Raw genomic sequence first — 24,534 nt, forward strand, 5'->3', positions numbered from 1 at the left:
AAAGACCCAACGGCATGAATGCATTCCCATAATTCACATCCGGATTTCTCCTTGCTAAATTGGCGGCATTGTCGAGCGTTTAAATCGTATGAATTCATTCCTGTGGGGGAGCCCGTGGAGTCGCTGGTCGTGGAGCGTGTGGAGACATTCGTGGTGGAGCTGCCGGCGATCCGGTCGTTCGGTATTTCCGGGGGGAGCGTCACCACCGCGGGAAAACCGGTGGAGCGCGTGCTCGTCAAGGTCACGGCGGGGGGCGTGACCGGCTGGGGCGAGGCGACGCCGACGCCCTCGTGGACCTACGAGACCGTGGAGTCGATCACCTCCACCATCGACCGCTACCTCGCGCCGGCGCTGGCCGGCCGGCCCGCCTGGGACCTCGACGGCGCCGGCGCGGCCTTCGAGAAGGCGATCAACCGGGGGCTGTCGATCGGCTCCCCCATCGCCAAGTCCGCGCTCGACATCGCCCTGCACGACCTGCTCGGCCGGGCCCTCGGCGTGCCGCTCGGCGTCCTGTGGGGCCACCGCCGGATCGAACGGATCAGGCTGGGCTGGATCGTCTCCGGCCAGAGCCCGCGGGAGGTCCGGCAGGCGGTGGAGGAAGGGCGGGCGGAGGGCTATTCCGCGTTCAAGGTCAAGGTGGGCCTGCACGACGAGGCCACGGACGCCGCGGTGGTGGCCGCGGTCAGGGAGGCGGCGCCGGACGCCCCGATCTGGGTGGACGCCAACCAGGCGTACACGGTCGGCGGCGCGCTGCGGATGGCGCGCAGGCTCGCCGACCTGGACGTGGCGGCGTTCGAGCAGCCGCTTCCGGCCAACGACATCACCGGGCTGCGGCGGCTGCGCGACCACAGCCCGCTGCCGGTCGCCCTGGACGAGAGCCTGCGCCACCCCTCCGACCTGGCCACGTTGGTCAAGCTCGACGCGGTGGACATCGCCATCGCCAAGGTGCAGCGCTCGGGCGGGCTCACCCTGTCGCGCAGGCTCTGCCAGCTCGCCGAGGACGCGGGCCTGCAGATCATGGGCTCCGGGCTGACCGACTCCGATCTGGGCTTCGCCGCCTCGCTCCACCTGTTCGCCGCCTTCGGCGTGGACACGCCCGTGGACCTCAACGGGCGGCAGTTCATCCGCTCCCCGTACGTCGGCGGCACGACGGTGGAGGTCTCCGGGGGGACGGCGGCGGTTCCGAAGGGGCCGGGCCTGGGCGTCGAGGTGGACGAGGACGCGGTGCGCGCCCTCGCCTCGGGGCGCCGGTGACCCGGCGCCCCGGGGCGGGCGCTCAGCGCAGCCAGTCGTCCAGGTGCTCGGCGACGAAGGCGTCGTCCACGAGCCACGGGTAGGCCGCGCGGACCCGCTCGATCTCCTCGGCCTGGCCCGGCGACAGCCCTTCCGCCGGGTCCAGGCACCAGGTGCCGGCGAGCAGGCCCTGCCCGCGCAGCACCTCGTGCACGCCCGCGATGCAGCCCCGGAATCCGCCCGCCACGTCGAAGACGGCCCCGTTGGCGTCGGTGAGGCCGGCGGCGCGCGCGAGCAGCGAGCGCAGCACGCCGTCGTCGCCCGCCCGGGCCCGGCGCACCTCCTCGAACATCAGCACCGCGGCGCGGGTCCACACCGCCCACTGGCCGAGCAGCCCGCCGGCGATGTACCGTCCCCCGACCGGGGTGAGCAGGTCGGCCAGGATGTTGTCGTCGTTCCCGGTGTACAGCGCGATCTCCTCGCCCCGCCCCGACTCGGCCACGCCCCTGACCACGTCCAGGGTGCGGTACCGGTCGAACGGCGCCATCTTGATCGCCACCAGCGACTCCTGGGCGGCCAGCGAGCGCCAGAACGCCGGGCTCAGCCGCCGTCCGCCGACGGCCTCCTGCAGATAGAAGCCGATGACCGGCAGCACGTCCCCGACGGCCTTCGCCCTGGCGAGCAGGCCCGCCTCGTCCATCCCCGCGACCCGGGGCGACAGCAGCACCGCGTGGTAGCCCAGCGAGGCCGCGAGTTCCGCCTCGGCGACGGCCTGCGCGGTGTCCCCGCACGCGCCGGCGACCAGGACGACGGGGCGCTCCGCCTCCCGCGCCACCACGTCGGCGGTGATCTCCAGCACCGGCCGGAGCAGGCCGGCCTCGCGGATCTCGAACTGGGTGGTGTGCACCGCGACGGCGACGCCGCCCGCTCCCGCGGCCAGGTAGTAGCGGGTGAGCGCCCGCTGGCGCCGCTCGTCGAGCGTACGCCGTTCAGTGAGCGCCAGCGGGTGGGCGGGGATGACCAGGCCCTCCCTGAGCAGGCCGGCCGGCATCTCAGAACCTCCCGTCGCGTACGGCGAACTTGGTCGGCTTGCCGGACAGGGGCAGCCCTCGGGCGATCCAGTCGGCCTGCCAGCCGATCAGGGTGTCGAGCGGGACGTCCGGGTAGCCGAACAGGCCGTGGCAGCGGGTGGCGTCGTTCAGCAGCGCGGTGCCCGCCTCCGTCCCGGTGAAGACGGCCTCGACGCCGAGGGCGGCGGCGAGCCGGGTGGCGACCCGCCGCACCGTCGCCGTCTCGGGTCCGGTCAGGTTGAGCGTGAACGGCTCCGGCGCGGCGGCGTGCCGGAGCGAGCGCAGCGCCACCTCGTTGGCGTACCCCTGCCAGACGACGTTGACGTGACCGGTGGTCAGATCGACCGGCTCGCCCGCGGCCAGCGTGACCGCCAGATCGGCGAGCACGCCGTAGCGCAGGTCCACGGCGTAGTTGAGGCGCAGCACCGCGACCGGCGTGCCGCGCGTGGCCGCGGCGTGCTCGAAGATCCGCTCCCGGCCGAGGCAGCTCATCGCGTACTCGCCGACCGGGCCCGGCGGGTCGCCCTCGGCGCTGCCGCCGCCGGCCACGTCCACCAGCGGGTACACGTTGCCGGTGGAGAACGCCACGATGGCCGAGTCGCGGTAGCGGCGCGCGACCGCCGCGGGCAGGGCCGCGTTCACCACCCAGGACTGGTACGGCGCGGCGGACGTGCCGAACTTGGCGCCGGCCATGAACACCACGTTGGCCGCGTCGGGCAGGCCCGCGAGACCGTCGTCGCCCAGCAGGTCGTGGCGGACCACGTCGATCCCTTCTTGGGCCAGGGCCTCGGCCGTGGCCCCGTCGGACCAGCGGGAGACGGCGTACACACGCGTCCCCTTCCTGTCCGCGGCGTCCAGGCCGCGGCGGGCCAGCCGCACCAGGCTCGGCCCCATCTTGCCGCCCGCGCCCAGCACCACCAGGTCCCCGGACATCCCGGCCAGGTCGGCGACCAGGCCGTCGGAGGGGGTGGCCAGCCGGTCCTCCAGCTCCGCCTCAGATGTGAACACGCCCTGCTCCTCGATCCACGACCGCGCGGAACGCGGCCAGCGCCTCCTCCACCGGCGGCGCGTCGGGGAACCAGGCGCGCTCCCACTCCAGCGCCAGGTAGCCCGAGTAGCCGATGCGGTCGAGCTGCTCCAGCACGCCCCTCACCCCGGCCACCCCCTGCCCCGGCAGCACCGGCGTGAGCCGGGACGGCGAGTCGGTGTCCTTGATCTGCACGTGCCTCAGGTACGGCGCCAGCGCGTCCGCGGTCCGCGCGGGCGGCTCGCCCGCCCGCCACGGGTTGACCATGTCCCACAGCGCGCCCACCCGGGGCGAGCCGACTCCGGCCAGCACCGCGGCGACCGCCTCGCCGGTGAGGAAGACGTCGTGGGTCTCCAGCAGCACGGTCACGCCGTTGTCCGGAAGCCGGTCCGCCACCTCCGCGAGCCGCGCGGTGGCCACGGCGACGGGATCGGCCTGGCCCTCGACCCCGCCGAAGACCCGTACGTAGGGGGAGCCCAGCGTCTCGGCGATCTCGACGTGGCGCAGCACCTCCGCCACGGGATCGCCCTCGGGCCGGGCGACGCGGGTGTAGGAGCAGACGGCGACGATCTCGACGCCGGCCGCGGCGAAGGCGCCGGCGACGGCCCGCAGCTCGGCCGCGGGCGTGTCCGGCGCCACCGGCTCCCCTTCGGCGCACCGCAGCTCCACCCCGGCGCAGCCGTACTCGGCGGCGACGGCGAGCACCTCCTCGACCGGGGCGCCCGGCATGCCCAGCGTGCTGAACGCGAGCGGTCTCACATCTCCTCCTTCACGGCTCGTCCCTCCACGGCGACGACGCCGCCCGTGCGGCCGGACTCGTACAGGGCCAGGGCGGTGCCGAGCACCCCCAGGGCGTACTCGGGCGTGACCAGGGGGACGGCTCCCTCCTCGCACGCGCGCGCGAAGTCGGCGAGCTGCGCGGCGAAGGCCCGGTTCATCTCGCCGGACTCGGGGGCGGCGATCTGGGTGGCGACGCCGCCGCGGAAGGACCACACACCCTCACCCCGGCTGATCCGCACCGCCCCCTCCGCGCACACGATCTCGGTCTCGTCGGTGAACGGCAGGCCCGTGCCGGTGACCGAGAGCGTCGCCCGGGTGCCGTCGGCGTGCCGCAGCAGGGCCACGGCCTCGGTCTCCACCGCCACTCCGGGACGGGCCGCGACGTGCCCCGTGACGTGCGTGACCGGCGAGCCGACCAGCATCTGCAGCTTGTCGATGCTGTGGGTGCCCACGTTGAGCACGATGCCCCCGCCGGCCATCTCCGGGTCCAGGAACCAGCGCGGCCGCGAGGCGTCCGTGTAGTCGGCGGTGCGCCGCTCCGAGGCCACCATGACCTCGCCGACCGCCCCGGAGGCGAGGTAGCCGGCCGCGGCCCGCAGCGTCGGCACGAAGCGGAGCACGTGGCCCACCGCGAACGTGACGCCCGCCGCGCGGCATGCCTCGATCATCCGTACGCCGTCCTCGTGCCGGGTGGCGATCGGCTTCTCCAGCAGCACGTGCAGCCCGGCCGCCGCGGCGTCCAGGGTGATGGGGGCGTGCAGGGCGTGCGGGACGGTGATCACGACGGCGTCGAGCCCGCCCGCGGCGAACATCGCCAGATGGTCGGTGTAGACGCGGGCGCCCGCCTCCGCGGCCAGCTTCTCGGCCGCGTCGGCGCGCACGTCGCACACGGCGACGACCTTCACCTGCGAGGCGAGCTGCCGCGCGGCGGCGACGTGGAGCTCGGCGATGGTGCCCGCTCCGACGATCCCCACGCGCAGCCCTGAGGTTGTTACCACGATGTCCTTTCTGTTTGGCGGTTCGGCGGTTCGGCGATCTGTCAGGCGGATTCGGCCTGTTCAGCCCTTGAGTCCCGCGGACACGGCGCCGCGGACGAAGTACCGCTGGGCCAGGACGAAGACGACCAGCATCGGCAGCAGGCTCATCATCGCGGCGGCGGTGACGAGCTGGTCGTTGCCGACGAACTCGCCCTTGAGGCTCATCACGCCGATCGGCAGCGTGTAGTTCTCCGGCGAGGTGAGGTAGATGGTGGGTTCGAGCACCGCGCTCCAGGACGCCATGAACGTGAAGACCGCGAGGGTCGCCAGGGCCGGCTTGGCGAGCGGGAGGTGGATCCGCCAGAACACCTGCCACGGGTTGGCGCCGTCGATCCCGGCCGCCTCCTCGAAGTCCCTGGGGATGCCGAGGAAGGTCTGCCGCATCAGGAAGATGCCGAACGGGGTGGCCAGCCAGTAGGGCACGATGAGCGGCAGCATCGTGTCCAGCCAGCCCAGGGAGCGGAACAGCACGAAGTTCGGCACGATCGTGATCACGGTGGGCAGCATCATGGTGCCCAGGGCCATGGTCAGCAGCGCCTGCCTGCCCGGCAGGCGCGACCTGGCCAGGGCGTGGCCGACCATCGAGCTGGTCAGCACGTTGCCCGCCACGGCCAGCACCGCGATGACCATGCTGTTGGCCAGGTAGAGCCCGAACGGCGTGCGCCGCCACACCTCGGCGTAGTTGTCCCACCGCACCGGGTCGGGGAGCCACACCGGCGGCACCTGGATGTACTGCGCGAAGCTCTTGAGCGAGTTGCCGAAGGCGGCCACGAAGGGCAGCAGCATGACCAGCGCGCCCAGCAGGACCAGGGCGTACGCCGGGAGTCTACGCATAGTGCACCCACCTGCGCTGGAGCCGGAACTGCACCAGGGTGAGCGCCAGGACCAGCACGAACAGCACCCACGCGACCGCCGAGGCGTAGCCCATCTGGAAGAACTGGAAGCCGTGCCGGTACAGGTAGAGCACCGTCACCTCGCTCGCCCCGTGGGGCTCGCCGTTGGTCATCACGAAGACCTGCTCGAACGACTGCAGCGTGGTGATCGAGGTGAGCACCAGCACCAGGAAGGTGGTGCCGGAGACGCCGGGCAGGGTGATGTAGCGGAAGCGGTTCCAGGCCGAGGCGCCGTCGATCTTGGCGGCCTCGTACCGGTCCTCGGGGATGGCCTGGAGGCCGGCGAGGAAGAGCACCATCATGTAGCCGACCCCCTTCCACACCGCCACCGCGGCGAGCGTGGGGATCACCAGCGCGGGGTCCTGCAGCCAGTCCTGTGCGGGCAGCCCGAGCCATCCGAGCACCTGGTTGGCGATGCCGAACTGCGGGTTGAACACCGCGTCGGCGACGTAGGCGACGACGACCCAGGAGGAGACGACCGGCACGAAGTACGCCGCGCGGAACAGGGCCATCGCGCGCAGCCGCTGGTTGAGCGCGATGGCCAGCAGCAGGGCGAGGATCGTCTGGGCGGGCACGAACAGCACGGCGAAGTAGGCCGTGTTGCCGAGCGTGCGCCAGAAGACCTCGTCGGCGAAGAGCCGGGCGAAGTTGTCCAGGCCCACGAACCGGGGCGAGGTGATCAGGTTGTACTCGGTGAGGCTGAAGTACAGCGAGGCGAGCACCGGCCAGGCGGTCAGCGCGACGAGGTGGAGCAGGTACGGCGAGGCGAAGGCGAGCGCCCACGCGCGCTCGCCGGTACGGCGGCCACGGAGGGGAGCCGGCGGCGCCACGGCGACCCGGCCGGGCTTGCGCGTCAGGAGCGTCATCTCGGGCCGCTCGCCTGGAAGCGGTCGATGATCTGCTGGGCCTCCTGCTGGGCGGTCGTGAGCGCCTGCGCGACCGGCATCGCCCCCGACAGGGCCTGGTTGATCCGCTTGGCCAGGGCCTCGGTGTACTCCGACCAGACGGCGTTGGTGCCGAGGTCGTCGGCCTCGGCGAGGGAGTCGAGGAACGCCCGGCGCCGCTCGGCGGGCAGGGCGCTCTCGGCCACCTGCTTGTTGATCGGGATCGCCTCGCCGAGCTCGGCCCACGCGCGCTGCGGGCCGTCGCCGGAGAAGAAGGTGATCCACTTCCAGGCGGCGTCCGCCTGTTCCGGCGAGGCCGCCTTGCTGACGACCCACGAGTTGACGATGGCGACGTTGCCCCGGCCCGCCGGTCCCTTGGGCAGCGGCGCCACTCCGAAGTCGACCCCGGCGCTCAGCGCGGGCAGGCTCCGGGCGTAGATCCCGTAGCTCATCGCGACCCGCCCGGTGGCGAACATCTGGTGGACGGCGCCCTTGCCCATGGACTCGGTGGCCACGACGTCGGGGGCGAACTTCTCCTTGCCCATCGCCGCGAGCATCCAGTCGAGCGCGGCCTTGGACCGAGGGCTGTCGATCACCACCTTGCGGTTCTCGTCGGTGACGATGTCGCCGCCGAACGCCTTGATGATCGGCCACCAGCTCTCGGTGAAGCCCGGGGAGTAGGCGCGGAAGCCGTACGTCTCGGGCTTGCCGTCGCCGTTGGTGTCCTTGGTCAGCTTCTTCGCCGCGGCGGCCAGGTCGTCGTAGGTCCACTCGGCCGTGGGCTCGTCCACCCCGGCCTCGGCGAACATCTTCTTGTTGTAGAAGAGCACCGGCGTCTGGGCGCCCTGCGGGAAGCCGAAGATCCGTCCCTTGGCGTCCCGGTTGAGTTCCAGGCCGTGGTAGTCCGCGGCATCGAGGGTCTTGACCCGCTCGCTCAGGTCGGCGAGGGCGCCGCGCGCGGCGAACTCCTGCACGAGCACGCCGTCCGACAACCACACCTGCGGCGCCTGGCCGCCCGCGATCTGGGTCCGCAGCTTCTGGAAGAACTGGACGTACGGCGCGACCTCCAGCTCGACCTTGATCGAGGGGTTGGCGGCCGTGAACTCCTTGACCAGCTTCCGCATGGTCGTGTCGGCCGGATCTCCGGCGGCGGCGTAGAAGCCGAGCCGCAGCGTGACCGTTCCCGGCTCTCCGCCCGTGCCGCCGCCACATGACGCCGTCGCGGCCACGGTGAGGACTGCCACCGCGGCGGTCGCGAGCATGCGCAATCTCATTGCGTCCTCCAACAAGGAAAAAGGGGGGGTGAAGGTGACGTCCGTGCCGGGCTCTTACAGCGGGACGCGGACCTCGACGAGGGTGCCCGAGGCGGCGCCGCAGGAGGCCCGCACCGCCAGCCGGGGCTGGAGCACGACGCGGCAGACCGGTGCGGCGGAGCCGAGCTCGATCCGGCGCAGCAGCAGCTCGGTGGCCATCCGGCCGACCTCCGCCTTGGGCGGCGACACCGCGGTCAGCGGCACCTCGGCGAGGTCGGCCACCTCGTCGTCGTAGGCGACCAGCGCGACGTCGCCGGGGACGGTCAGGCCCACCCTGCGCAGGTAGGGCAGCAGCGCGGTCCCCTCGCGGTCACCGAGGCAGACCACCGCCCGCACCTTCTCCGTGGCGCACACGTTCGCGTACGCGAGCAGGTCCGGCCCGGTCCAGACGGACTGCCTCGCCACGGCCGCCGGGATCTCCGGCAGCCCGAGGTCGGCGACGGCCTGGCGGTATCCCGCGAAGACCTGTTCGGAGGTGGCCGTGCCGATCCGGCCGAGGTAGCCGATCCTGCCCCTGCCGAGCCGGGCCAGATGCTGGACGGCCGTGTAGCCGCCGCCGAGCGCGTCGGTGCAGACGTAGGAGGTCGGATCGGCCGGGCCGGGCGCCTCCGGCCTGCGCTCCACGAGCACGTACGGCACGGGCAGCCGGCGCAGGCCCGCCAGGTGGGCGGCGGGGTCGGCGCTCAGGTGCAGGTTGGGCACCAGGAGCAGGCCGGAGACGCCGGCATCGACGAGCTGCCGCATCTGGGCGGACTCGACGTCCGGGTCGTAGTCGGAGCAGGCGAGCACGAGCCGCACGCCGGCGGCGGTGGCCGCGCGCTCGATGCCCTGGATGACCTGGGGGTAGTAGTAGGTGTTGGACGGGACGAGGGCGCCGATGAAGCGCGGCCGCGGCCCGCTGGCGCCGGAGGCGGTGACGAACGTGCCCGAGCCCTGCCTGCGCCGGACCAGCCCCTCCTCGACCAGCAGATCGACCGCGCGCCGCACGGTGTTCACGCCGACCGAGTAGGTCTGCGCCAGCTCGGTCTCGGTCGGCAGCCGGCCGCCGACCGGCCAGCGCCCCTGCACGATCTCCTGCCGCAGCCGCGCGGCGAGGGTGCGGAAGCGCCGGCCCCGTGGGAGGGAATTCATTCCGTCTACTGCCTCCATGACGAAATTCTTCTTTGGATATATGGGTATGTCAACCCACAATTCACTCCCAATTTCCCGCGATTAACGGGATGAATTCCTTCCCTGTAATCGGGCAAGGGCCGCCTCCCGCAGGAGGCGGCCCTTGCCGGGACGGGCGTCACCAGCGGACGGTGACGTCCCGGTCGCGGTCGTACGCGCCGGCCCAGTAGCGGCCCGGCGCGGTCAGCCGGTGCCCGGCGAAGCCCGCCTCCCCGGTCGGCTGCTTCAGCGTCTCGGAGGTCGCGGTGGCCCAGCCGCCGGCGTCCGTGGTCACGGTCACGTACCTGCCCGCCGAGAAGGTGAACCGGCCGCGCACCGTGGCCCCCGCCACGGGCTGCCCGGTCTCCCGGTCCACCACGCGCAGCCGCACCCTCGCCACCCCGCCTTCCCGTGTCACCGTCATCGACTCCACCACCATGGGACGCAGGTCCGTGGCCCGGGTGGTCGCGGAGACGGGCCCGGAGGCGGGGCCGCGCCGCCCGGCCACGTCCACCGGCACGATCCGGTAGTGGTAGGTGGTGTCCGGCAGCAGCCCCGTGTCGGTGTGGGTCAGGCCGCGCGCCCGGCCGGCGAGCGTGCCGGGCCCGGGGGTGAAGCCGGGCTCCGCCGAGCGGTGCACCTCGTAGAAGTCGACCTCGGTGTCGTCGCGCGCCCGCCCGTAGGACAGGTCTACGGTGGCGTGGTCGAACGCGACGGCCTGCGGCGGCGTGCCGACGCCGGTGGGCGGGCCGGAGTCGGGGGGCGGCTGCGGGAACCGCGCCGAGGGTCCCCAGACCGTCGGGAGCTCCCGGTAGGAGTCATAGTGGTGCAGCGCCACGCCGGCGAAGGCCGGGCTCGTGCCGAACGCCTTGTAGACCTCCGCAAGCTCCGCCTCCATCGCGTCGCGGCCCTCCTCGCGGAAGGTGATGCTGGAGGGGTCGCCGCTGGTCGCGATGTCCAGCGTCTCCACGCCGATCACCACCGACCGCGGCCGGCCCGTCCGCTCGGCGTAGGCGATCTCGTCGGCGGCCTGCGCGATGATGCCGGCCGAGCCGAGCGCCTGGTCCCGGTAGTCCATGATCGCGATGTAGTCCGACATGTCCTGAATGTGCTCCGACATCGGGCGGGTCGCGCCGGCGTACGGGATGTCCCGGCAGCAGTCGGAGGTGTCCAGCCAGCGGGGCACGGCCGGCCCGAACAGCAGCGGCTGGCCGGAGGCGTCGCGGCGCGCGATCATCGCCCGCAGCGTGTCCAGCCACTGCACCTGCACCTCGGGCTTGCGCGTGCGGAACCAGGGCAGGCTGTACGGCTCGATGTCCACGTTGACGCCGTCGAAACGCTCGGCCGGCGCCGAGGAGAGGTTGTAGTCGATCACCCGCTCCATCTCCCGCACGGCCCGCTCGCGGTAGCGGGGCAGCGCGCCGAGATACGGCGGACGCGTCCCGCCCGCCACCGTGGCGTGCACCTTCATGCCCCTGCGGTGCGCCCACGCCACGAAGTCCCGCAGCTCCGGCCGCGCGTCCTCGACGATGTCCCGTCCGGCGTAGGTGTCCACGCCCAGGTAGATCGTGGAATCGGGGGCCAGGACCGTCTCCAGGAGGCGGCGCGAGCCCGGGTTGAGCACCAGGTTGTAGGAGGCCTTCTCCCAGATCCACATCGCCCGGTCCTGCCGGTGCGGCACCGGGCGCTCCTTCCGGGCCGCCCCGAGCGCCACGTACCGGGTGGCGGACCTGGAGACGTTGCCGCGCGCGTCGGTCGCCTCCGCCTCCAGGCTCGCCATGACGTCGCCATGCCGGGCCGGGACGAGCAGCGTCGTGTACCGCCCGCCGCCCCCGGCGGCGCGCTGCCAGGGACCGCCGTTGATCCGGACCCGCACCGAACGCACGTCGGCGTCCGCGACGCGCACCCGCACCGGCGTGGGCCGCGTCAGCCGCGCCCCCTCCGCGGGCTCGATGATCGACACCTCCGGCGCCCGCGCGGAGGGAGCGTCCAGGTTCAGCCGCAGCGGCTCCGACCAGACGCCGTAGCGGGTCACCGCGTCCGTCGCCTTGGCGTAGATCTCGACCTCACCGTCCAGGCCGGCGGTGTCCAGCTCGTAGGACCACGTCCCGGCGTCGTCGGCGTCCGGGTCCTCGGCGCGGGCGCGCTCGATCCGCTCGCCGTTCACCACCACGGTCACGTCGTAGGCGCCGGTGAACCGGCCCGCCAGCCGTACGGCGTCCGGCCTGGATTCGGAGGAGTCGATGACCACGGACGGCGGCTCCGCGGCGTGCGCGGCGGAGGGGAGGGCCGCCGTGCCCGCCAGGACGGCGAGCACGACCGCGAGAAGGGGTCCCCGCATCGGGGTCACCTCCAAAGAAGGAATTCATGCCGAATTCCGGGATTTTCGGCGCCGGAATTCGCGAGGTAAGCGAAACCATAACGCGGAAAATGCCCGGCAAAAATGGCATGAATTCTGGTGCTCCGTCGTTCCCGCCGCGAGGGCGCGGGCGTCACAGGGCGGCGACGGGGCCGGGGAGCGGCTGCTCGGCCCAGATGGACTTGCCGTCGGCGGTGAAGCGGGTCCCCCAGCGCTGCGAGAGCGCGGCGACGAGCTGCAGGCCGCGGCCCCCCTCGTCGGTCTCGGCGGCGCGGCGGATCCTCGGGGTGGTCTGGCTGCCGTCGGAGACCTCGCAGACCAGCGACCGGCCGCGCAGCAGGCGCAGCCGGATCGGGCCGCGGGCGTGGCGGATCACGTTGCCGACCAGCTCGCTGGCCACCAGCTCGGTGGTCATCACCAGGTCCTCCAGGTGCCAGTCGGCAAGCTGCTCGCGGACGTGCTCGCGGGCCTCGCGGGCCGCGATGGGGGCCTCCGGCAGCGGCCAGCAGGCCACGCACTCCGGCGGGAGGCGCTGCGCGCGGGTGAGCAGCAGGGCGGCGTCGTCGGCGATGCGGTGCGGCTCGGGCAGCATGGCCTCGGTGACGCTCGCGCACAGCCGGTCCAGCTCCCGCGGGACGGGCGGTACGCCGGCGAGCCGCCGGGCCAGCTCGGCGGTGCCGGCGTCCACGTCGCGGGCGGAGGACTCGACCAGGCCGTCGGTGTACAGCGCGAGCACCGAGCCCTCGGGCAGCTCCAGCTCGACCATGGACAGCGGCGGCTCGGCCGCGCCCAGCGGCGGGTCGGGGGCCAGGTCGAGCGCCTGCACGGTGCCGTCGGGATGGACGAGCAGGGGCGGCGGGTGCCCGGCGCTCACCATGGCGCACTCGCCGCTGGTGGGGTCGTAGACCGCGTACAGGCAGGTGACGTAGAAGTCGTCGCCGAGGTCGTTGACCAGGTCGTTGAGGTGGGCGAGCAGCTCGTCCGGCGGCAGGTCCAGCTCGGCCAGGGTGCGCACGGCGGTGCGCAGGCGGCCCATGGTGGCGGCCTCGGCCAGGCCGTGGCCCATCACGTCGCCGATGACCAGGGCGACCCGCTCGGAGGACAGGGGGATGATGTCGTACCAGTCGCCGCCGACGGGCGTGGTCCCGGCCGGGAGGTAGCGGGCCGCGGCGGTGACGCCGGACAGCGAGGGCAGGTCGCGGGGGAGCAGCAGGCGTTGCAGCTCCTGGGCCCGGTTGTGCTCGGTGTCGTACATACGGGCCCGGCTCAGGGCCTGGGCGACCAGGCCGCTGAGCGCGGTGAGCAGGGTGCGCTCGTCGCTGGTGAAGCGGTGAGGACGGTGGAAGGCGATCATGCAGGCGCCCATGGCCCGGCCGGGGACGATCAGCGGCAGCAGCGCCCACGCCCGCATCCCGCCGATGCCGACGGGGTAGGCGGAGTGCGGGTAGCGCCTGCGGTACTCCGCCCTGGACCCGATGAAGATCGGCAGCCGGGACCGGATCGCGTCGGCCAGCGGGGAGCCGGCGGCGAGCTCGCGGCCCTCGAACTCGTCCAGGCTGCCCGGCCCGTAGCCGGAGGACCCCGCCACGTGCAGCCGGTCGTCGTCCAGGGTGAGGATGGCCAGGCCCCTGGCGCCGAAGGCCGGCAGGACCCACTCGGCGACGATCGCCACGACCTCCCGGGCGGTGACGGCCTCGCCGAAGGCTCGGGTCAGCTCCTGGAGCCAGGCGGCGCGCTCGGCGGCGGCCCTCTCGGCGGCCTCGCGCTCGGCCTCGCGCATACGGCGCTCGGTGACGTCGGCGAGGTAGAGCGTCAGGCCGTCCGGCACCGGCACCAGGCGGATGTGGTACCACCGGCCGTCGGTCGGCCACTGCGCGTCGAAGCTGGCGGGCGTACGCTCCGAGGCGGCGCGCAGGCACGCCTCCCGCAGCTCGGGCACCTGCGCCGCGGGCAGCTCCCACAGCACCCGGCCGTGCGGGTCGGCGCCGCCGAGGAGGCGCTGGGCGTCCAGGTTGACGAAGATCACACGCCACTCGCGGTCCACGGCGAGGAAGGCGTCGCTCATGTAGCGCAGCGCGCGGCTGACCGACTCGCGGGCGGCGCGGCTCTCGGTGGTGTCCCAGACCGTGCCGATCATGCGGATCGGCTCGCCGTTCTCGTCCAGCACCAGGCGTCCGCGCTCCTGCACCCAGCCCGTGGTCCCGTCGGGGCGACGGGCGCGGAACTCGACCTCGTACAGCCCTCTGGTGCGGATCGCGTGCTCGGTCGCGGCCATCACCCGGGGGTGGTCCTCGGGGTGGATGAGCTCGACCCAGGTATCGACGGTGTGCGGGCCGGTGGCCGGGTCGATGCCGAGCACGGTCAGCGCGGCCTCGTCCCAGCACACCTCGCCGGTGCGGATGTTCCAGTCCCAGGAGCCGATCTTGATGGCCTTCAGCGCCTGCCGCAGTTGGGCCCCGGCCGGGCGCTCCTGCCACCAGGGACGGCCGGTGCCCGACGGCTTGGTGAGCCGCTGCGACAGCCAGCCCGCCAGCGTGTGCAGGAAGGCCCGCTGGCACCGGCTCGGCTCGGCGGTGCCGTCGCTGAGCACCGACAGCACGCCCAGCGGCGTGCCGGGGCCGGGCAGCGGCACGGCCGTGAGCCGCGCGGCGAGCACCCCTCCGGCGCGCGTGCCGGCGACGGGGCGGGGCACGGCGCCGCGCGTGACGGGCGCGCACACGGTCACCCCGTCGCGCAGCGCCCGGACGATCACCTCGCGGGTCTCGCCCCACGCCTGCAGCTCGGCGGGGGGCAGCCCGGACGAGGCCACCAGGCGCGGCTCGCTGCTGCCGACCGGCCCGGCCCAGTGCACCATCCCGCCGAGGGCGTGCAGCCCGGCGACCGCCTGGTCCAGCGCGTACTCCAGGACCTCGATGTCGCTGAGGTCGGCGGAGGCGCGCGTGAGCAGCCGCAGCCGCTCGTCCTCCCCCGAGGACCCGGCTCCCGTGACCCCCGCCCATGCGGCTCCCCCCGGATCCGCGGCGGTGGGTCCGTTCCTCGCCATCCTCTCGCCCCCCATCCGTCCTGACAGAGGTATGGCGCAGCCCGATGCCGCTCGCGCAGGCTTACGTCCCCATTTGTCATGGTAACGAACCGTTTTTCGGGTATAGGGATCGCCGCTTTCGCGTACGACGCAAGGAGGTCCAGGACATGCCCGTGGATCCGATCCTCCCGCGGCCTCTCCTGGAGCGGATCGAGCAGCCCGCCGAGCAGGGAGTGCCCTTCACCCGGCGCGACTACGCGCTGCTGGTCCTGGTGACGCTGGTCCTCCCGCTCGCCGCGCTGTGGGCCGGGGCGGTGATGTGACCGGCACGGCCGAGGGCGCGCCGGCGGAGGTGCGCAACGGGTGGCCGCTGCCCCGGTCGGAGCGTCCCTGGGGCCCGCCGGCGGTGTTCTGCGCCTCGGCCGCCACCGCGGTCGCCACCTGGTGCTTCGCCATCGGCGGGCAGGTCGCCGCGTACCTGAACGCCGCCGAGGGCACCCTGACCGCCCTGTGCGGCTCGCTGCTCGGCATGCTGCCCGTGGTCCTGGCCTGCCTGCCCCCGTGCGGCAAGTACGGCGTGGACTCCGTCGTCGTCAGCAGGGCCCAGCTCGGCACCCGGGGCTCCGTCTTCGCCACCGCGCTGGTGTGCGTCTCCACGGTCGGCTGGAACATCGTCGTGATGATCTCCCTGGCCAGGGCGGGCGCGGAGGTCCTGATCGCCGCGGCGGACCTGCCGCCGCCGGCCCGCGCCCCTCTGGAGGCGGGCCTGGCGCTGGCCGGCGCCGCCGTCGTCTGGTACGGCCTGCGCCGGGGACCGGACTCGCTGCGCGACATGACCACCTACATCGCGGCCGGCGTGATCGTGCTGGGCGCCGTGGTTCTGGTGCTGCTGATCCGCCACGTCGGCTGGGACGCCATCACGGCCGCCCGGCCCTCCTCCGCCCGCCCGGACCACGCCTTCAACTACGCCACCGGCGTGGAACTGCTGGTGGCCAGCAACCTGTCCTGGTGGGCCTACACCGGGGCGATCATCCGGCTCGCCCCCAGCACCCGCGCCACGCTGTGGCCCGCGGTGGTCGGGCTCGGCCTGTCGGTCGGCCTGGTCTCGCTGATCGGCCTGTACACGGGCCTGGCCGTGCCCGGCTCCGGCGGCGACCCCAGCCGCCACCTGCTGGAGCTCGGCGGCGTAGGGGTCGGCATGACCGCCCTGGCCTTCATCGTGCTGGCGAACATCGGCACGGCCATCGTCGGCGTGTACGTCGCCACGCTCGCGCTGCGCCAGATCCCCCGTGTGGCCCGCATCCCCTGGAACGTCAGCACGCTGGCGCCGATCCTGCCGGTGGCGGTCGTGTCGGCCTTCCTCGCCGCCCCCTTCTCCGCCCGCTTCGGCACCTTCCTGACGCTCTGCGGCGTCCTGTTCGGCCCGATCGCCGGCATCCAGATCGTGGACTACCACCTGCTGCGCCGCGCCCGGCTGGACGTGGCGGCGGCCTTCGACCCCTCCCGCCGCTCGGCGTACCACTTCTGGGGCGGGGTGAACCCGGTCGGCTTCGCGGCGCTGGCCGCCGGGGTCGCCGTCTACGTCTACCTGCTCAACCCGCTCACCTACGTCTCCCACCCGCCCTACGAGCACATCACGGCCGGCATCCCCTCGGCGGTGGCCGCCGGCGCGGTGTACGCCCTGGGCACGCGGCTGGTGCTGCGCCCGCTGGGCAAGGGCGGCTACGGGCCTTGAGGCGCTGGGACCGGAGGACGGCCACCGGGAGGCCGCCGGCAGGGGCCGGGGTGAGCGCGTCACCCCCGGCCGGGCGGCGGGTAGATCGCCCTGGCCGCGGTGAGGACGAACTCGGTGAGGTCCTCGACGTAGCGGTCGCTGCGCGCCGCCATCTCCGCGCGCAGTTCCTCGGGCGTGGCCAGCACATGGTTCAGCACGCCGCCGAGGAGGGTGTCCAGGATCAGCGTGGGCGAGGCGTGCTCGCCCAGCTCGCCGCGGGCGATGGCCCGGCGGATGATCGCGCGGGCCTCCAGCACCCGGGAGCGGCGGATCGTGGCCGACGGCCCGGCGAACAGCGCGGGATAGGCGCGCGCCTCCACGTGCAGCCGCAGCCCGGCCAGCCCGTACGGGCCCAGGTAGTGCGCCATCATCGACCTGGCCAGCTCGCGCAGGTCCTCGCGCAGGTCGCCGGTGTCGATGGCGATGGCGGGCGAGACCAGGGCCCACTCCACCGCGTCGGCGATCAGCCGCTCGCGGCCGGGCCAGCGCCGGTAGACCGCGGCCTTGCCGATCCCGGCCCGGCGCACCACGGCGTCGAGGGTGAACTTGGCCCATCCGAGCTCGGCGTAGAGCTCGATGGCCGCCCGCAGCGCCTTGCGATCGACCTCCGCGTCGCGGGGGCGACCTGGCCCGGTGGTGCTCGTCGCGGATTCGGACACCGGGTCACCTCCTCAAGGGCGACAGTAGACCACAACGGCTCCCGCTCCGGGGGCGTGCTCTCCCGCCCTCGGCGCCGGGGATACGCTCGGGTATTTTCGGGACGGAATGCGTCCTGAATGGAGCGTGATGATGACCTGGCAGGACATCGACCCCCGTACCCCGGTGCTCGTGGGCGTCGGCCAGTCCTCCGAGCGGATCGGCGAGCCCGGCTACCGGCGCCTGTCGCCCGTCGAGCTGGCCGCCGCGGCGGTCCGCGAGGCCCTCGCCGACACCCGCGCCGACCCCGCCGCCGTGGCCGCGGCCGTGGACACGGTGGCGGGGGTGCGCCAGTTCGAGATCTCCGGCCCCGGCGCGCCCGCCCCGCTGGGCCGGTCGGACAACTTCCCCCGGTCGGTGGCCAACCGGGTGGGCGCCGCCCCCGCGCGGGCGATCCTGGAGGTCGTGGGCGGGCAGGGGCCCCAGCACCTGGTCAACGAGTTCGCCGCCGTCATCGCGGCGGGCGGCGCCCGCGCGGTCCTGCTCACCGGGTCGGAGGCCATCTCGACCGTGCAGCACCTGGCCGGCGCCGACGACCGGCCCGACTTCGGCGAGACCGTCGAGGGCGACCTGGAGGACCGGGGTTACGGCCTGGAGGGCATGTTCTCCCGGTACGAGGCGGTCCACGGCCTGACCGACGCGCCCAGCCGGTACGCCCTGTTCGACAACGCCCGCCGGGCGCGGCTGAAGCAGAGCAGGCAGGAGTACGCCGCCGCGATGGGCGCTTTGTTCGCGCCGTTCACCAAGGTCGCCGCGGCCAACCCGCACTCCGCCGCCCCCGTCGAGCGCACCGCGGAGGAACTGGTCACCCCGACCGAGCGGAACCGGTTCGTCGCCGAGCCCTACACCCGCTACATCGTGGCCAGGGAGAAGGTCAACCAGGGCGCGGCCGTGCTGCTGACCTCGGTGGAGGAGGCCGCGCGGCTGGGCGTGCCCCGCGACCGGTGGGTGTTCCTGCACGGCCACGCCGACGTGCGCGAGCGCGACCCGCTCGACCGCGCCGACCTCGGCGCCGGGCCCGCCTCGGTCATGGCGGTGCGGCACGCCCTGGAGGTCGCCGGGATCGGGGTCGCCGACCTGGCCGCCATCGACCTCTACAGTTGCTTCCCGATCGCCGTGTCGAACATCTGCGACGGCCTGGGCCTGCCCGCCGACGGCTCGCGCGAGCTGACCGTGACCGGCGGCCTGCCGTTCTTCGGCGGGGCGGGCAACAACTACTCCATGCACGCCATCGCCGAGATCGTGCAGCGGCTGCGCGCCCAGCCCGGCGCGTACGGCCTGGTGGGCGCGAACGGCGGGCTGCTCAGCAAGTACTCCGCCGGCGTCTACTCCACCACGCCGGCCGGGTGGCGGCCCGACGACAGCGCCGCCCTGCAGGCCGAGATCGACTCCTGGCCGGGGGTGCCGCAGGCCCTGCGGGCCGACGGCTGGGGCGTGATCGAGACCTACACCGTCAAGCACGCGCGGGACGGGCGGCGTACGGGGATCGTGGTCGGCCGCCTGGAGGACGGCGACCGCAGGTTCCTGGCCATGGCCGCCGACGGCGACGCCGACATGCTCGCCCTGCTCACCACCGGCGAGCCGATCGGGCGGCGCGTCTACGCCCGGTCGTTCGACTTCGGCAACCGGGTGAGCGTGAGCGAGGCACGGCTGGAGGAACTGTTCCCACCCGGGACGGCACGCTGAGCAGGCCGGCCGGATGGGGCCAGGGTGGCGCTGAGCAGGCGGGGCGGATGCGGCGAGGGTGGCATGTTGAGCAGGCGGGGCGGATGGAGCCGGACGTGGCGTCCTGAGCAGGCCGGGGCGGATGGAGCCCAGGGTGGCATGTTGAGCAGGCGGGGGCGGATGCAGCCCAGCGCGGCACGCTGAGGCGGGCCGGGGCGGATGCAGCCCAGCGCGGCACGCTGAGCGGGCCTTGGCGGATGCCGCCCCGGGTGGTGGGCTGAGCGGGCCGGGGCGGAGCGGGGGGCCGCTCCACCCCGGGGACCCGGTGGTCAGCAGGAGGGCCGGATCTGGTCCATGCGGTTGCCGAACTTCCCGCCGTATTCATAAGCCCGGGAGTAGTCGCCCGGCTGGGCCCGGTGCGACTCGCGGATGCCGCCGCTGTAGGTGTCGACGAAGCACGCGTGGGCCTCGGCGATGAACGAGCCGACGTCGTCCACCATGCAGCCGGGCAGGGCCTTGGTGCCGTCGGACGGCCGCCACTCCATATAGCAGCCGCTCGGCCTGAAGTCGTTGTCGTCCCACAGGCACACGGCGCCGTCGGGGCACACAGCGCGCCCCGCGGCGTGCGCCTGCGCCTGGAAGGCCCCGGGCAGCCCCACGGCCAGCGTGAGGGCGCCGACGCCGGCGGCCACGAGAGTCTTCGCCTTCATGATCGCTCCTCGGGTGTAGCGACTGTGCGGAATCGAGCGACTACAGAGTGTCATGAAGGCGGGCCGGGCGGCATCCGGGAAAACCCGTATCCGGGCGCCCGGCATGCCGGGTTCTCACCGATCCGTCCCGGGCGCGGAGGGATTCCGGCCGACCGGCAGGCCGGCGCGCGCGCCCGCCTCGGACCACTCGATCTCCTCACGGCCGGCGAGGAACTCCTCCGCGACCCGCCACTCCAGCGGCGGCGGCATCGGAGCCGTGGCCATGATCCGCGCCAGCTCCCGGTGGGCGAGCGCCAGACCGGCGAAGTCACGCAGGTACGCCGCGGTGTCCACGCCGGTGAACACGCCGATCTTGCCCGCCCGCGCCAGCACCTCGCGCCAGCGCTCGGCGGAGGCCAGCCCCACCGACTCCACGCCGTGGGAGAACAGCATCAGCCTGATCTCCGCGAACGGGCCGGCGCGGTCCACGTATCCGGCCAGGCCGGCGCAGGACGGCTCGGTGTTGAACACCAGCCAGTACGGCACCGACCCGCTGCGCAGCGTCCAGTACGGTTCGAGCAGCAGGAAGCACTCGGCGAGCAGCCGGTCGGCCGGCAGCCCCCGGCGGCGGTACCAGGCGCGGTAGAGGTCGGCGACGACCGGGCTGAGGTCCTCGGGCGCGGCGAAGCCCATCCGGGCCAGCCGCCAGCCGTTCCGCGCGGCAAGCTCCTCCAGGTCCGGCAGCAGCGCGGGCTCGAACCCCCACTCCGCCTCCGGGCTCTCCTCATCGACCGGCGGGTAGTCCCACCTGCGGTGCGGGGACCCGTAGCGGCGCAGGTAGTCCGCCACCCGGGGTCCGCCCTCGTGGTACTCCCGCGGAGTCGCCCCGCCCAGCGCGCCGTGCTGGAACACGTGACGCGGCCCGATCCGGGTCACCGGCCAGCGCAGGCCGCAGTCGGCCACCACCAGGGTCCCGCCGGGCGCCAGGTTCCGCTCCAGGTACCGCCGGTACGCCTCCGGCAGCCTGCGCCACTTGACCCGGAAGTACGACATCCCCGCGATCATCAAGCGGTCCTGGTTCGCGTCGTGCATCTGGTGCAGCACCAGGTCCGGGTTCGCGGCGGTCAGGGCCTCCCCGGCCGCCCGGGTGCGGCGCAGGTCCTCGCGGGGCTCGTCGGGGTGGACGCCGTGGCGGCGCACCGGGATGAGCAGGGTCTGCGGCAGCCATGGCGCGGCGAGCGCCGCGGCCAGGTGCACCAGGGCCCCGTTGCTCGACCCGATGAACGCGACCTCGCTGCGCCGCTCCGGGTAGTGGCCCGCGACCCAGCGCGCCAGGTCGCCGGAGCGGATGTCGCCGACCCGGCGCATCGGCACGGCCTCAGCCCAGCCGCCCGCGGCGTACGCCCGCTCCTTCAGCCGGCGCGGCAGCCGGTTCGCCAGGCCGAGCAGCGCGGCGGCCGGAGCCTCCGCCGCGGCGGGGCCCTGCCCGATCAGCGGCACGTCCCGCCCGTGCAGGAAGCGCGCCAGCGCGCGCAGCATCCCGGTCGCAGAGTCGAACGAGGCGACCGCCCTGCCCGGCCTCACGCCGCCTCCTCGCGCGCCCCGTCCAGGAAGCCCGTCACCAGGCGCGCCAGCCCCTCCGGGTCGCGGTAGGGCGTCATGTGCGGCAGCCCGTCCATGACGACCAGCCGCCCGTACGGCAGCAGCCGGGTCACCTCCTCGGCCCAGGACTGCGGCACCATCCGGTCCTTCCCGCCGCGCACGACCAGGGCGGGCACCTGGACCAGGGGGAGCTTGTCCTCGATCCGGTCGCGCATCGACTCGCCGAAGGCCGCGAGCACCCGCCGCGGGCCCGCGTCCAGGTAGTCGGCGACGTTCAGCGGGGCCATGCGGGGGCTCTCCCGCACCGAGTTGCGCAGCCACTGCCCGGCAAGCCGCCACGGCGAACGCGCCCGCGGGTCCACCGTCGGTCCCGCCAGCACCAGGGAGCCGGCCACTCCCGGGTGCCGTACCGCGGTGTCCACCACCACCTGGCAGCCGAACGAGCCGCCCAGCAGGCACGGCCGGTCCAGCCGGGCCTCCGCCACCCAGCCGGCCACGGCGTCGGCGAGGGCGGGCAGCGTCAGGGGCCGCGGCGGCTTCGCGCTGGCCCCGAAGCCGGGCAGATCGAGGGTCCAGGCGTCGTGCCGCTCGCCGAGCGCCCTGACGAAAGGCAGGAGTTCCCTGCTGGACACCCCCGCCCCGTGCACGCACACCACCGCCGGCCCCGGCCCCCGCCTGCGGTACGTCGCGACGCGCAGCCCTCCGACGACCCGGTCCTCCCGCTCCAGCCCCGCCTTCTCCACTCCCATGCCTGCTCGCCCTACCCGGCGAAGGCCCCGGCGAACTCCCGGCCGCGCGTCGCGGGCCGCCCTGCGCCGGCGCCGATCACCAGGCGTGGGTCACCGGGTGTGGGTGACCGGGTGTGGGCGACCGGGTGTGGGTGACCGGGTGTGGGCGACCGGGTGTGGGTGACCGGGTGTGGGTCAGCAGGCGTGGGTCACCGGGCATGGGTCACCGGCGTCGGTCACCCGTCGATGTCACCCGTCGATGTCACTCGTCGATGCTGGACATGTCGCCGTAGCGGGCGCCGGCGACGGCTCCGCGCGGGACGGCACGCTCCAGGGCGGCCAGGTCGCCGGCGTCGAGGGTGACGGAGACGGCGGCCACGTTCTCCTCCAGGTACTTCACCCGCTTGGTGCCGGGGATCGGCACGACGTCCTCGCCCTGGGCGAGCACCCAGGCCAGCGCGAGCTGTCCCGGGGTGACCCCCTTGGCCTCGGCCAGCTCGCGGACCTTGGCGACGAGCGCCAGGTTGGCCTCCAGGGCCTCGCCCTGGAAGCGCGGGAAGTAGGCGCCGGCGCGCGAGTCGCCCGGCTCCAGGCTGCCCGCCGAGATCGCCCCGGTCAGGATGCCGCGCCCGAGCGGGGAGTAGGGGACCAGGCCGATGCCCAGCTCCCGGATCGTGGGCAGGATCGCGTCCTCCAGGTCCCGGGTGAACAGGGAGTACTCGGTCTGCAGCGCCGTGATCGGATGGGTGGCGTGCGCCTTGCGGATGTTCTCCGGCCCGGCCTCGGAGAGCCCGAGGTGAAGCACCTTGCCCGCGGCGACCAGCTCGGCCATGGCGCCGACGGTCTCCTCGATCGGCACCTTCGGGTCCACGCGGTGCTGGTAGTACAGGTCGATGTGGTCCACGCCCAGACGGCGCAGGGAGGCGTCGCAGGCGGCCCGTACGTACTCGGGGCGGCCGTTGATGCCGACCCGGGTGCCGTCGGGCAGCCGCTCGTTGCCGAACTTGGTGGCGAGCCGCACCTCCTCGCGGCGTCCCGCGACCGCCTTGCCGACGAGCTGCTCGTTGGTGAACGGGCCGTACATGTCGGCGGTGTCGAGGAAGGTGACGCCCAGGTCCAGGGCGCGGCGGATCGTGGCGATGCCGGCCGCCTCGTCCGTGGTGCCGTAGAACTCCGACATGCCCATGCAGCCCAGGCCGAGCGTGGAGACGGTCAACGGGGAGGCGGTGCCCAGCGTACGGGTGGCTATCGCGTGGTCAGTGGTCATGTGGCCGAGTCAACCTGCTGGAGCGCACTCCAGGTCAAACCATCAGCTACCGGCGATGTCCACCATCCAGGCGACGCCGAACCGGTCGGTGCAGGCCCCGAACTCGTCGCCCCACATCTGCTTCTCCAGCGGCACCGACACCGTGCCGCCCTCGGACAGCTTCTGCCAGTAGCCGCGGAGCTGGGTCGCGTCGTCGCCGCTCAGGCTCACCGCCATGGTGTTGCCCGGGGAGTACTCCATGCCCGGCGGCAGGTCGGCGCCCATGATCGTGAATCCGTTCGCGGTCTGCAGCGTGGCGTGCATGATCTTGTCGGCGTAGCCGGCCTCCTTCGTGCCGTACTCGCCGAAGGTGGCCACGGTCAGGTCGCCGCCGAAGACGTCCCGGTAGAACTCCATGGCCTGGCGCGCGTCGCCGGCGAAGCTGATGTACGGGTTGAGGCGAGAGGCCATGATCACTCCTAGAGCGTGACTGGTGCCCGACGTTCGCAGGCTAACGACACCGCTCCATGACCGGCAGACCTCGCGATACCGCCATGCCGGATCTTTACCCAGATGAGGGCCGGTGCCGGGTGCGCCACAGGCCCACGCCGTCGCGGCCGAAGGACCACGCCAGCAGCGCGAGCGCCGCCGCCACCATGGCCGTGGTGACCGGCCGGGGCGTCACTCCGGCCGCCGCGGCCACCAGGACGATCCCCTGCACCGCGGCCACCGCCTTGCGGGCGAGGCTGGGCGGCAGCGGGGCGCGCAGCCAGGGGGCGGCCCGGCCGGCCGCGACCCAGGCGTACCTCATCAGGCCGATCGCGAGCGCCCACGGCCCGGCCGACGCGGCGGCGTACGCGCTGAGCACCAGGATCAGGAAGGCGTCCACCTCCATGTCGAAGCGGGCGCCGAGCGCCGTCTCCGTGCCGGTGCGCCGGGCCACCTGGCCGTCGGCCCAGTCCAGCAGCAGCACGGCCGCGCCGAGCGCGACGATGGGCGCCCTGGGCACGCCGGGGGCGAACGCGGCCGATACCACCAGGGCCGTCACGCCCCCCGCCAGCTCGGCGCGTACCAGGGTGACGATCCCCGCCGGGCCCAGCGAGCGCTCGCCCGATCGCAGCAGCGCCCGGACGAGCAGAGCCGACAGCGCCGCGGCGTAACCGGCCCCGGCCGCCCACCCGGCCGGGTGCAGCCCTGCCCAGGCGTGCAGCACGACCAGCAGGACCGCCTGAAGCGCCGCACCGGCCACGGGCTCCCGGGCCACCGCCGCGACGGGACGCCCGGTGGGTATCCGCAAACCGCCTCCAATGTGTCGCCTCCGGATGATAGGCCCGAAGCCGCCTATCATCGGGCTGAACCCGATCATC

21 protein-coding genes are annotated in these 24,534 nt (G+C 73.7%); 4 read left to right on the forward strand and 17 right to left on the reverse strand.

The genetic code is table 11. The annotated features are described in order from the left end of the window. Positions 1–102 precede the first annotated feature (102 nt). A complete protein-coding gene (locus HNP84_RS15615; RefSeq protein WP_221336314.1) occupies positions 103–1,254 on the forward strand; it encodes a mandelate racemase/muconate lactonizing enzyme family protein in 1,152 nt (383 codons plus the stop codon). A gap of 22 nt (positions 1,255–1,276) precedes the next feature. Here HNP84_RS15615 and HNP84_RS15620 read toward each other — a convergent pair whose 3' ends face one another. From HNP84_RS15620 to HNP84_RS15665, 10 genes are all read right to left on the reverse strand, one after another. Further along, complete coding sequence (locus tag HNP84_RS15620; protein WP_185050432.1) at positions 1,277–2,284, reverse strand: dihydrodipicolinate synthase family protein; 1,008 nt, start codon at positions 2,282–2,284, stop codon at positions 1,277–1,279. Between the two features lies 1 nt (position 2,285). After that, positions 2,286–3,311: an NAD-dependent epimerase/dehydratase family protein gene (locus HNP84_RS15625; protein ID WP_312924928.1), complete on the reverse strand. Its 1,026-nt coding sequence runs from the start codon at positions 3,309–3,311 to the stop codon at positions 2,286–2,288. Beyond that, positions 3,298–4,089 (reverse strand): sugar phosphate isomerase/epimerase family protein, encoded by a 792-nt coding sequence (locus HNP84_RS15630; RefSeq protein ID WP_185050433.1) that lies wholly within the window; start codon positions 4,087–4,089, stop codon positions 3,298–3,300. Before HNP84_RS15630 ends, HNP84_RS15625 begins: the two co-directional genes overlap by 14 nt. Further along, complete coding sequence (locus HNP84_RS15635) at positions 4,086–5,108, reverse strand: Gfo/Idh/MocA family protein (RefSeq protein ID WP_185050434.1); 1,023 nt, start codon at positions 5,106–5,108, stop codon at positions 4,086–4,088. The genes HNP84_RS15630 and HNP84_RS15635 overlap by 4 nt, the downstream gene beginning before the upstream one ends. A 60-nt stretch (positions 5,109–5,168) precedes the next feature. Next, positions 5,169–5,981, reverse strand: a complete 813-nt coding sequence (locus HNP84_RS15640) for a carbohydrate ABC transporter permease (RefSeq protein WP_185050435.1) — start codon at positions 5,979–5,981, stop codon at positions 5,169–5,171. Next, the gene (locus tag HNP84_RS15645; RefSeq protein WP_185050436.1) at positions 5,974–6,906 is read right to left on the reverse strand and encodes a carbohydrate ABC transporter permease; all 933 of its coding nucleotides are present in this window, start codon (positions 6,904–6,906) and stop codon (positions 5,974–5,976) included. Before HNP84_RS15645 ends, HNP84_RS15640 begins: the two co-directional genes overlap by 8 nt. Continuing rightward, positions 6,903–8,198 carry an ABC transporter substrate-binding protein gene (locus HNP84_RS15650; RefSeq protein ID WP_185050437.1) on the reverse strand — a complete coding sequence of 432 codons (1,296 nt, stop codon included), beginning with the start codon at positions 8,196–8,198 and terminating at the stop codon, positions 6,903–6,905. The genes HNP84_RS15645 and HNP84_RS15650 overlap by 4 nt, the downstream gene beginning before the upstream one ends. Before the next feature lie 54 nt (positions 8,199–8,252). Continuing rightward, a complete protein-coding gene (locus tag HNP84_RS15655; RefSeq protein WP_221336315.1) occupies positions 8,253–9,368 on the reverse strand; it encodes a GntR family transcriptional regulator in 1,116 nt (371 codons plus the stop codon). A 157-nt stretch (positions 9,369–9,525) separates the two neighbouring features. Continuing rightward, positions 9,526–11,727, reverse strand: a complete 2,202-nt coding sequence (locus HNP84_RS15660; protein ID WP_185050439.1) for an Ig-like domain-containing protein — start codon at positions 11,725–11,727, stop codon at positions 9,526–9,528. Between the two features lie 151 nt (positions 11,728–11,878). Beyond that, on the reverse strand, positions 11,879–14,788 hold the full coding sequence (locus HNP84_RS15665; RefSeq protein ID WP_221336316.1) for an ATP-binding SpoIIE family protein phosphatase: 2,910 nt from the start codon (positions 14,786–14,788) through the stop codon (positions 11,879–11,881). A gap of 146 nt (positions 14,789–14,934) precedes the next feature. On the opposite strand from HNP84_RS15665, the gene HNP84_RS15670 reads away from it, so the two are divergent. Further along, positions 14,935–15,090 carry a hypothetical protein gene (locus HNP84_RS15670; RefSeq protein WP_185050440.1) on the forward strand — a complete coding sequence of 52 codons (156 nt, stop codon included), beginning with the start codon at positions 14,935–14,937 and terminating at the stop codon, positions 15,088–15,090. Further along, positions 15,087–16,502 carry a cytosine permease gene (locus HNP84_RS15675; RefSeq protein ID WP_185050441.1) on the forward strand — a complete coding sequence of 472 codons (1,416 nt, stop codon included), beginning with the start codon at positions 15,087–15,089 and terminating at the stop codon, positions 16,500–16,502. Before HNP84_RS15670 ends, HNP84_RS15675 begins: the two co-directional genes overlap by 4 nt. A gap of 59 nt (positions 16,503–16,561) precedes the next feature. Here HNP84_RS15675 and HNP84_RS15680 read toward each other — a convergent pair whose 3' ends face one another. Beyond that, positions 16,562–17,200, reverse strand: coding sequence for a TetR/AcrR family transcriptional regulator (locus HNP84_RS15680; protein WP_185050442.1), 639 nt, complete (start codon positions 17,198–17,200; stop codon positions 16,562–16,564). 127 nt (positions 17,201–17,327) lie between these two features. Here HNP84_RS15680 and HNP84_RS15685 point away from each other — a divergent pair, with 127 nt between their 5' ends. Beyond that, positions 17,328–18,923: an acetyl-CoA acetyltransferase gene (locus HNP84_RS15685; protein ID WP_246518199.1), complete on the forward strand. Its 1,596-nt coding sequence runs from the start codon at positions 17,328–17,330 to the stop codon at positions 18,921–18,923. Positions 18,924–19,231: 308 nt separating this feature from the next. Here the strand turns inward: HNP84_RS15685 and HNP84_RS15690 are convergent, their stop codons facing one another. The 6 genes from HNP84_RS15690 to HNP84_RS15715 all read right to left on the reverse strand — a co-directional run bounded on the left by HNP84_RS15690 (position 19,232) and on the right by HNP84_RS15715 (position 24,464). Continuing rightward, entirely contained in the window at positions 19,232–19,612 is a 381-nt protein-coding gene (locus HNP84_RS15690) for a peptidase inhibitor family I36 protein (RefSeq protein ID WP_185050443.1), read from the reverse strand. 114 nt (positions 19,613–19,726) lie between these two features. Continuing rightward, on the reverse strand, positions 19,727–21,175 hold the full coding sequence (locus HNP84_RS15695; protein ID WP_185050444.1) for a hypothetical protein: 1,449 nt from the start codon (positions 21,173–21,175) through the stop codon (positions 19,727–19,729). Next, positions 21,172–21,942: an alpha/beta fold hydrolase gene (locus HNP84_RS15700; RefSeq protein ID WP_185050445.1), complete on the reverse strand. Its 771-nt coding sequence runs from the start codon at positions 21,940–21,942 to the stop codon at positions 21,172–21,174. Before HNP84_RS15700 ends, HNP84_RS15695 begins: the two co-directional genes overlap by 4 nt. 241 nt (positions 21,943–22,183) lie before the next feature. Further along, the gene (locus HNP84_RS15705; RefSeq protein ID WP_185050446.1) at positions 22,184–23,188 is read right to left on the reverse strand and encodes an aldo/keto reductase; all 1,005 of its coding nucleotides are present in this window, start codon (positions 23,186–23,188) and stop codon (positions 22,184–22,186) included. 42 nt (positions 23,189–23,230) lie between these two features. Continuing rightward, complete coding sequence (locus HNP84_RS15710) at positions 23,231–23,638, reverse strand: VOC family protein (RefSeq protein ID WP_185050447.1); 408 nt, start codon at positions 23,636–23,638, stop codon at positions 23,231–23,233. A 94-nt stretch (positions 23,639–23,732) separates the two neighbouring features. Beyond that, entirely contained in the window at positions 23,733–24,464 is a 732-nt protein-coding gene (locus tag HNP84_RS15715; RefSeq protein WP_246518200.1) for a CDP-alcohol phosphatidyltransferase family protein, read from the reverse strand. Between the last annotated feature and the right edge of the window lie 70 nt (positions 24,465–24,534).

This window comes from Thermocatellispora tengchongensis, assembly GCF_014202315.1.
Lineage (GTDB): Bacteria > Actinomycetota > Actinomycetes > Streptosporangiales > Streptosporangiaceae > Thermocatellispora > Thermocatellispora tengchongensis.

Excerpts from the sequence above, each read along its gene's own strand:
- HNP84_RS15620 (WP_185050432.1), bottom strand. The coding sequence starts at position 2,284 with ATGCCGGCCGGCCTGCTCAGGGAGGGCCTGGTCATCCCCGCCCACCCG.
- HNP84_RS15685 (WP_246518199.1), top strand. The coding sequence starts at position 17,328 with ATGATGACCTGGCAGGACATCGACCCCCGTACCCCGGTGCTCGTGGGC.
- HNP84_RS15690 (WP_185050443.1), bottom strand. The coding sequence starts at position 19,612 with ATGAAGGCGAAGACTCTCGTGGCCGCCGGCGTCGGCGCCCTCACGCTG.
- HNP84_RS15650 (WP_185050437.1), bottom strand. The coding sequence starts at position 8,198 with ATGAGATTGCGCATGCTCGCGACCGCCGCGGTGGCAGTCCTCACCGTG.
- HNP84_RS15710 (WP_185050447.1), bottom strand. The coding sequence starts at position 23,638 with ATGGCCTCTCGCCTCAACCCGTACATCAGCTTCGCCGGCGACGCGCGC.
- HNP84_RS15670 (WP_185050440.1), top strand. The coding sequence starts at position 14,935 with ATGCCCGTGGATCCGATCCTCCCGCGGCCTCTCCTGGAGCGGATCGAG.
- HNP84_RS15705 (WP_185050446.1), bottom strand. The coding sequence starts at position 23,188 with ATGACCACTGACCACGCGATAGCCACCCGTACGCTGGGCACCGCCTCC.
- HNP84_RS15640 (WP_185050435.1), bottom strand. The coding sequence starts at position 5,981 with ATGCGTAGACTCCCGGCGTACGCCCTGGTCCTGCTGGGCGCGCTGGTC.
- HNP84_RS15665 (WP_221336316.1), bottom strand. The coding sequence starts at position 14,788 with ATGGCGAGGAACGGACCCACCGCCGCGGATCCGGGGGGAGCCGCATGG.
- HNP84_RS15655 (WP_221336315.1), bottom strand. The coding sequence starts at position 9,368 with ATGAATTCCCTCCCACGGGGCCGGCGCTTCCGCACCCTCGCCGCGCGG.
- HNP84_RS15700 (WP_185050445.1), bottom strand. The coding sequence starts at position 21,942 with ATGGGAGTGGAGAAGGCGGGGCTGGAGCGGGAGGACCGGGTCGTCGGA.
- HNP84_RS15660 (WP_185050439.1), bottom strand. The coding sequence starts at position 11,727 with ATGCGGGGACCCCTTCTCGCGGTCGTGCTCGCCGTCCTGGCGGGCACG.
- HNP84_RS15645 (WP_185050436.1), bottom strand. The coding sequence starts at position 6,906 with ATGACGCTCCTGACGCGCAAGCCCGGCCGGGTCGCCGTGGCGCCGCCG.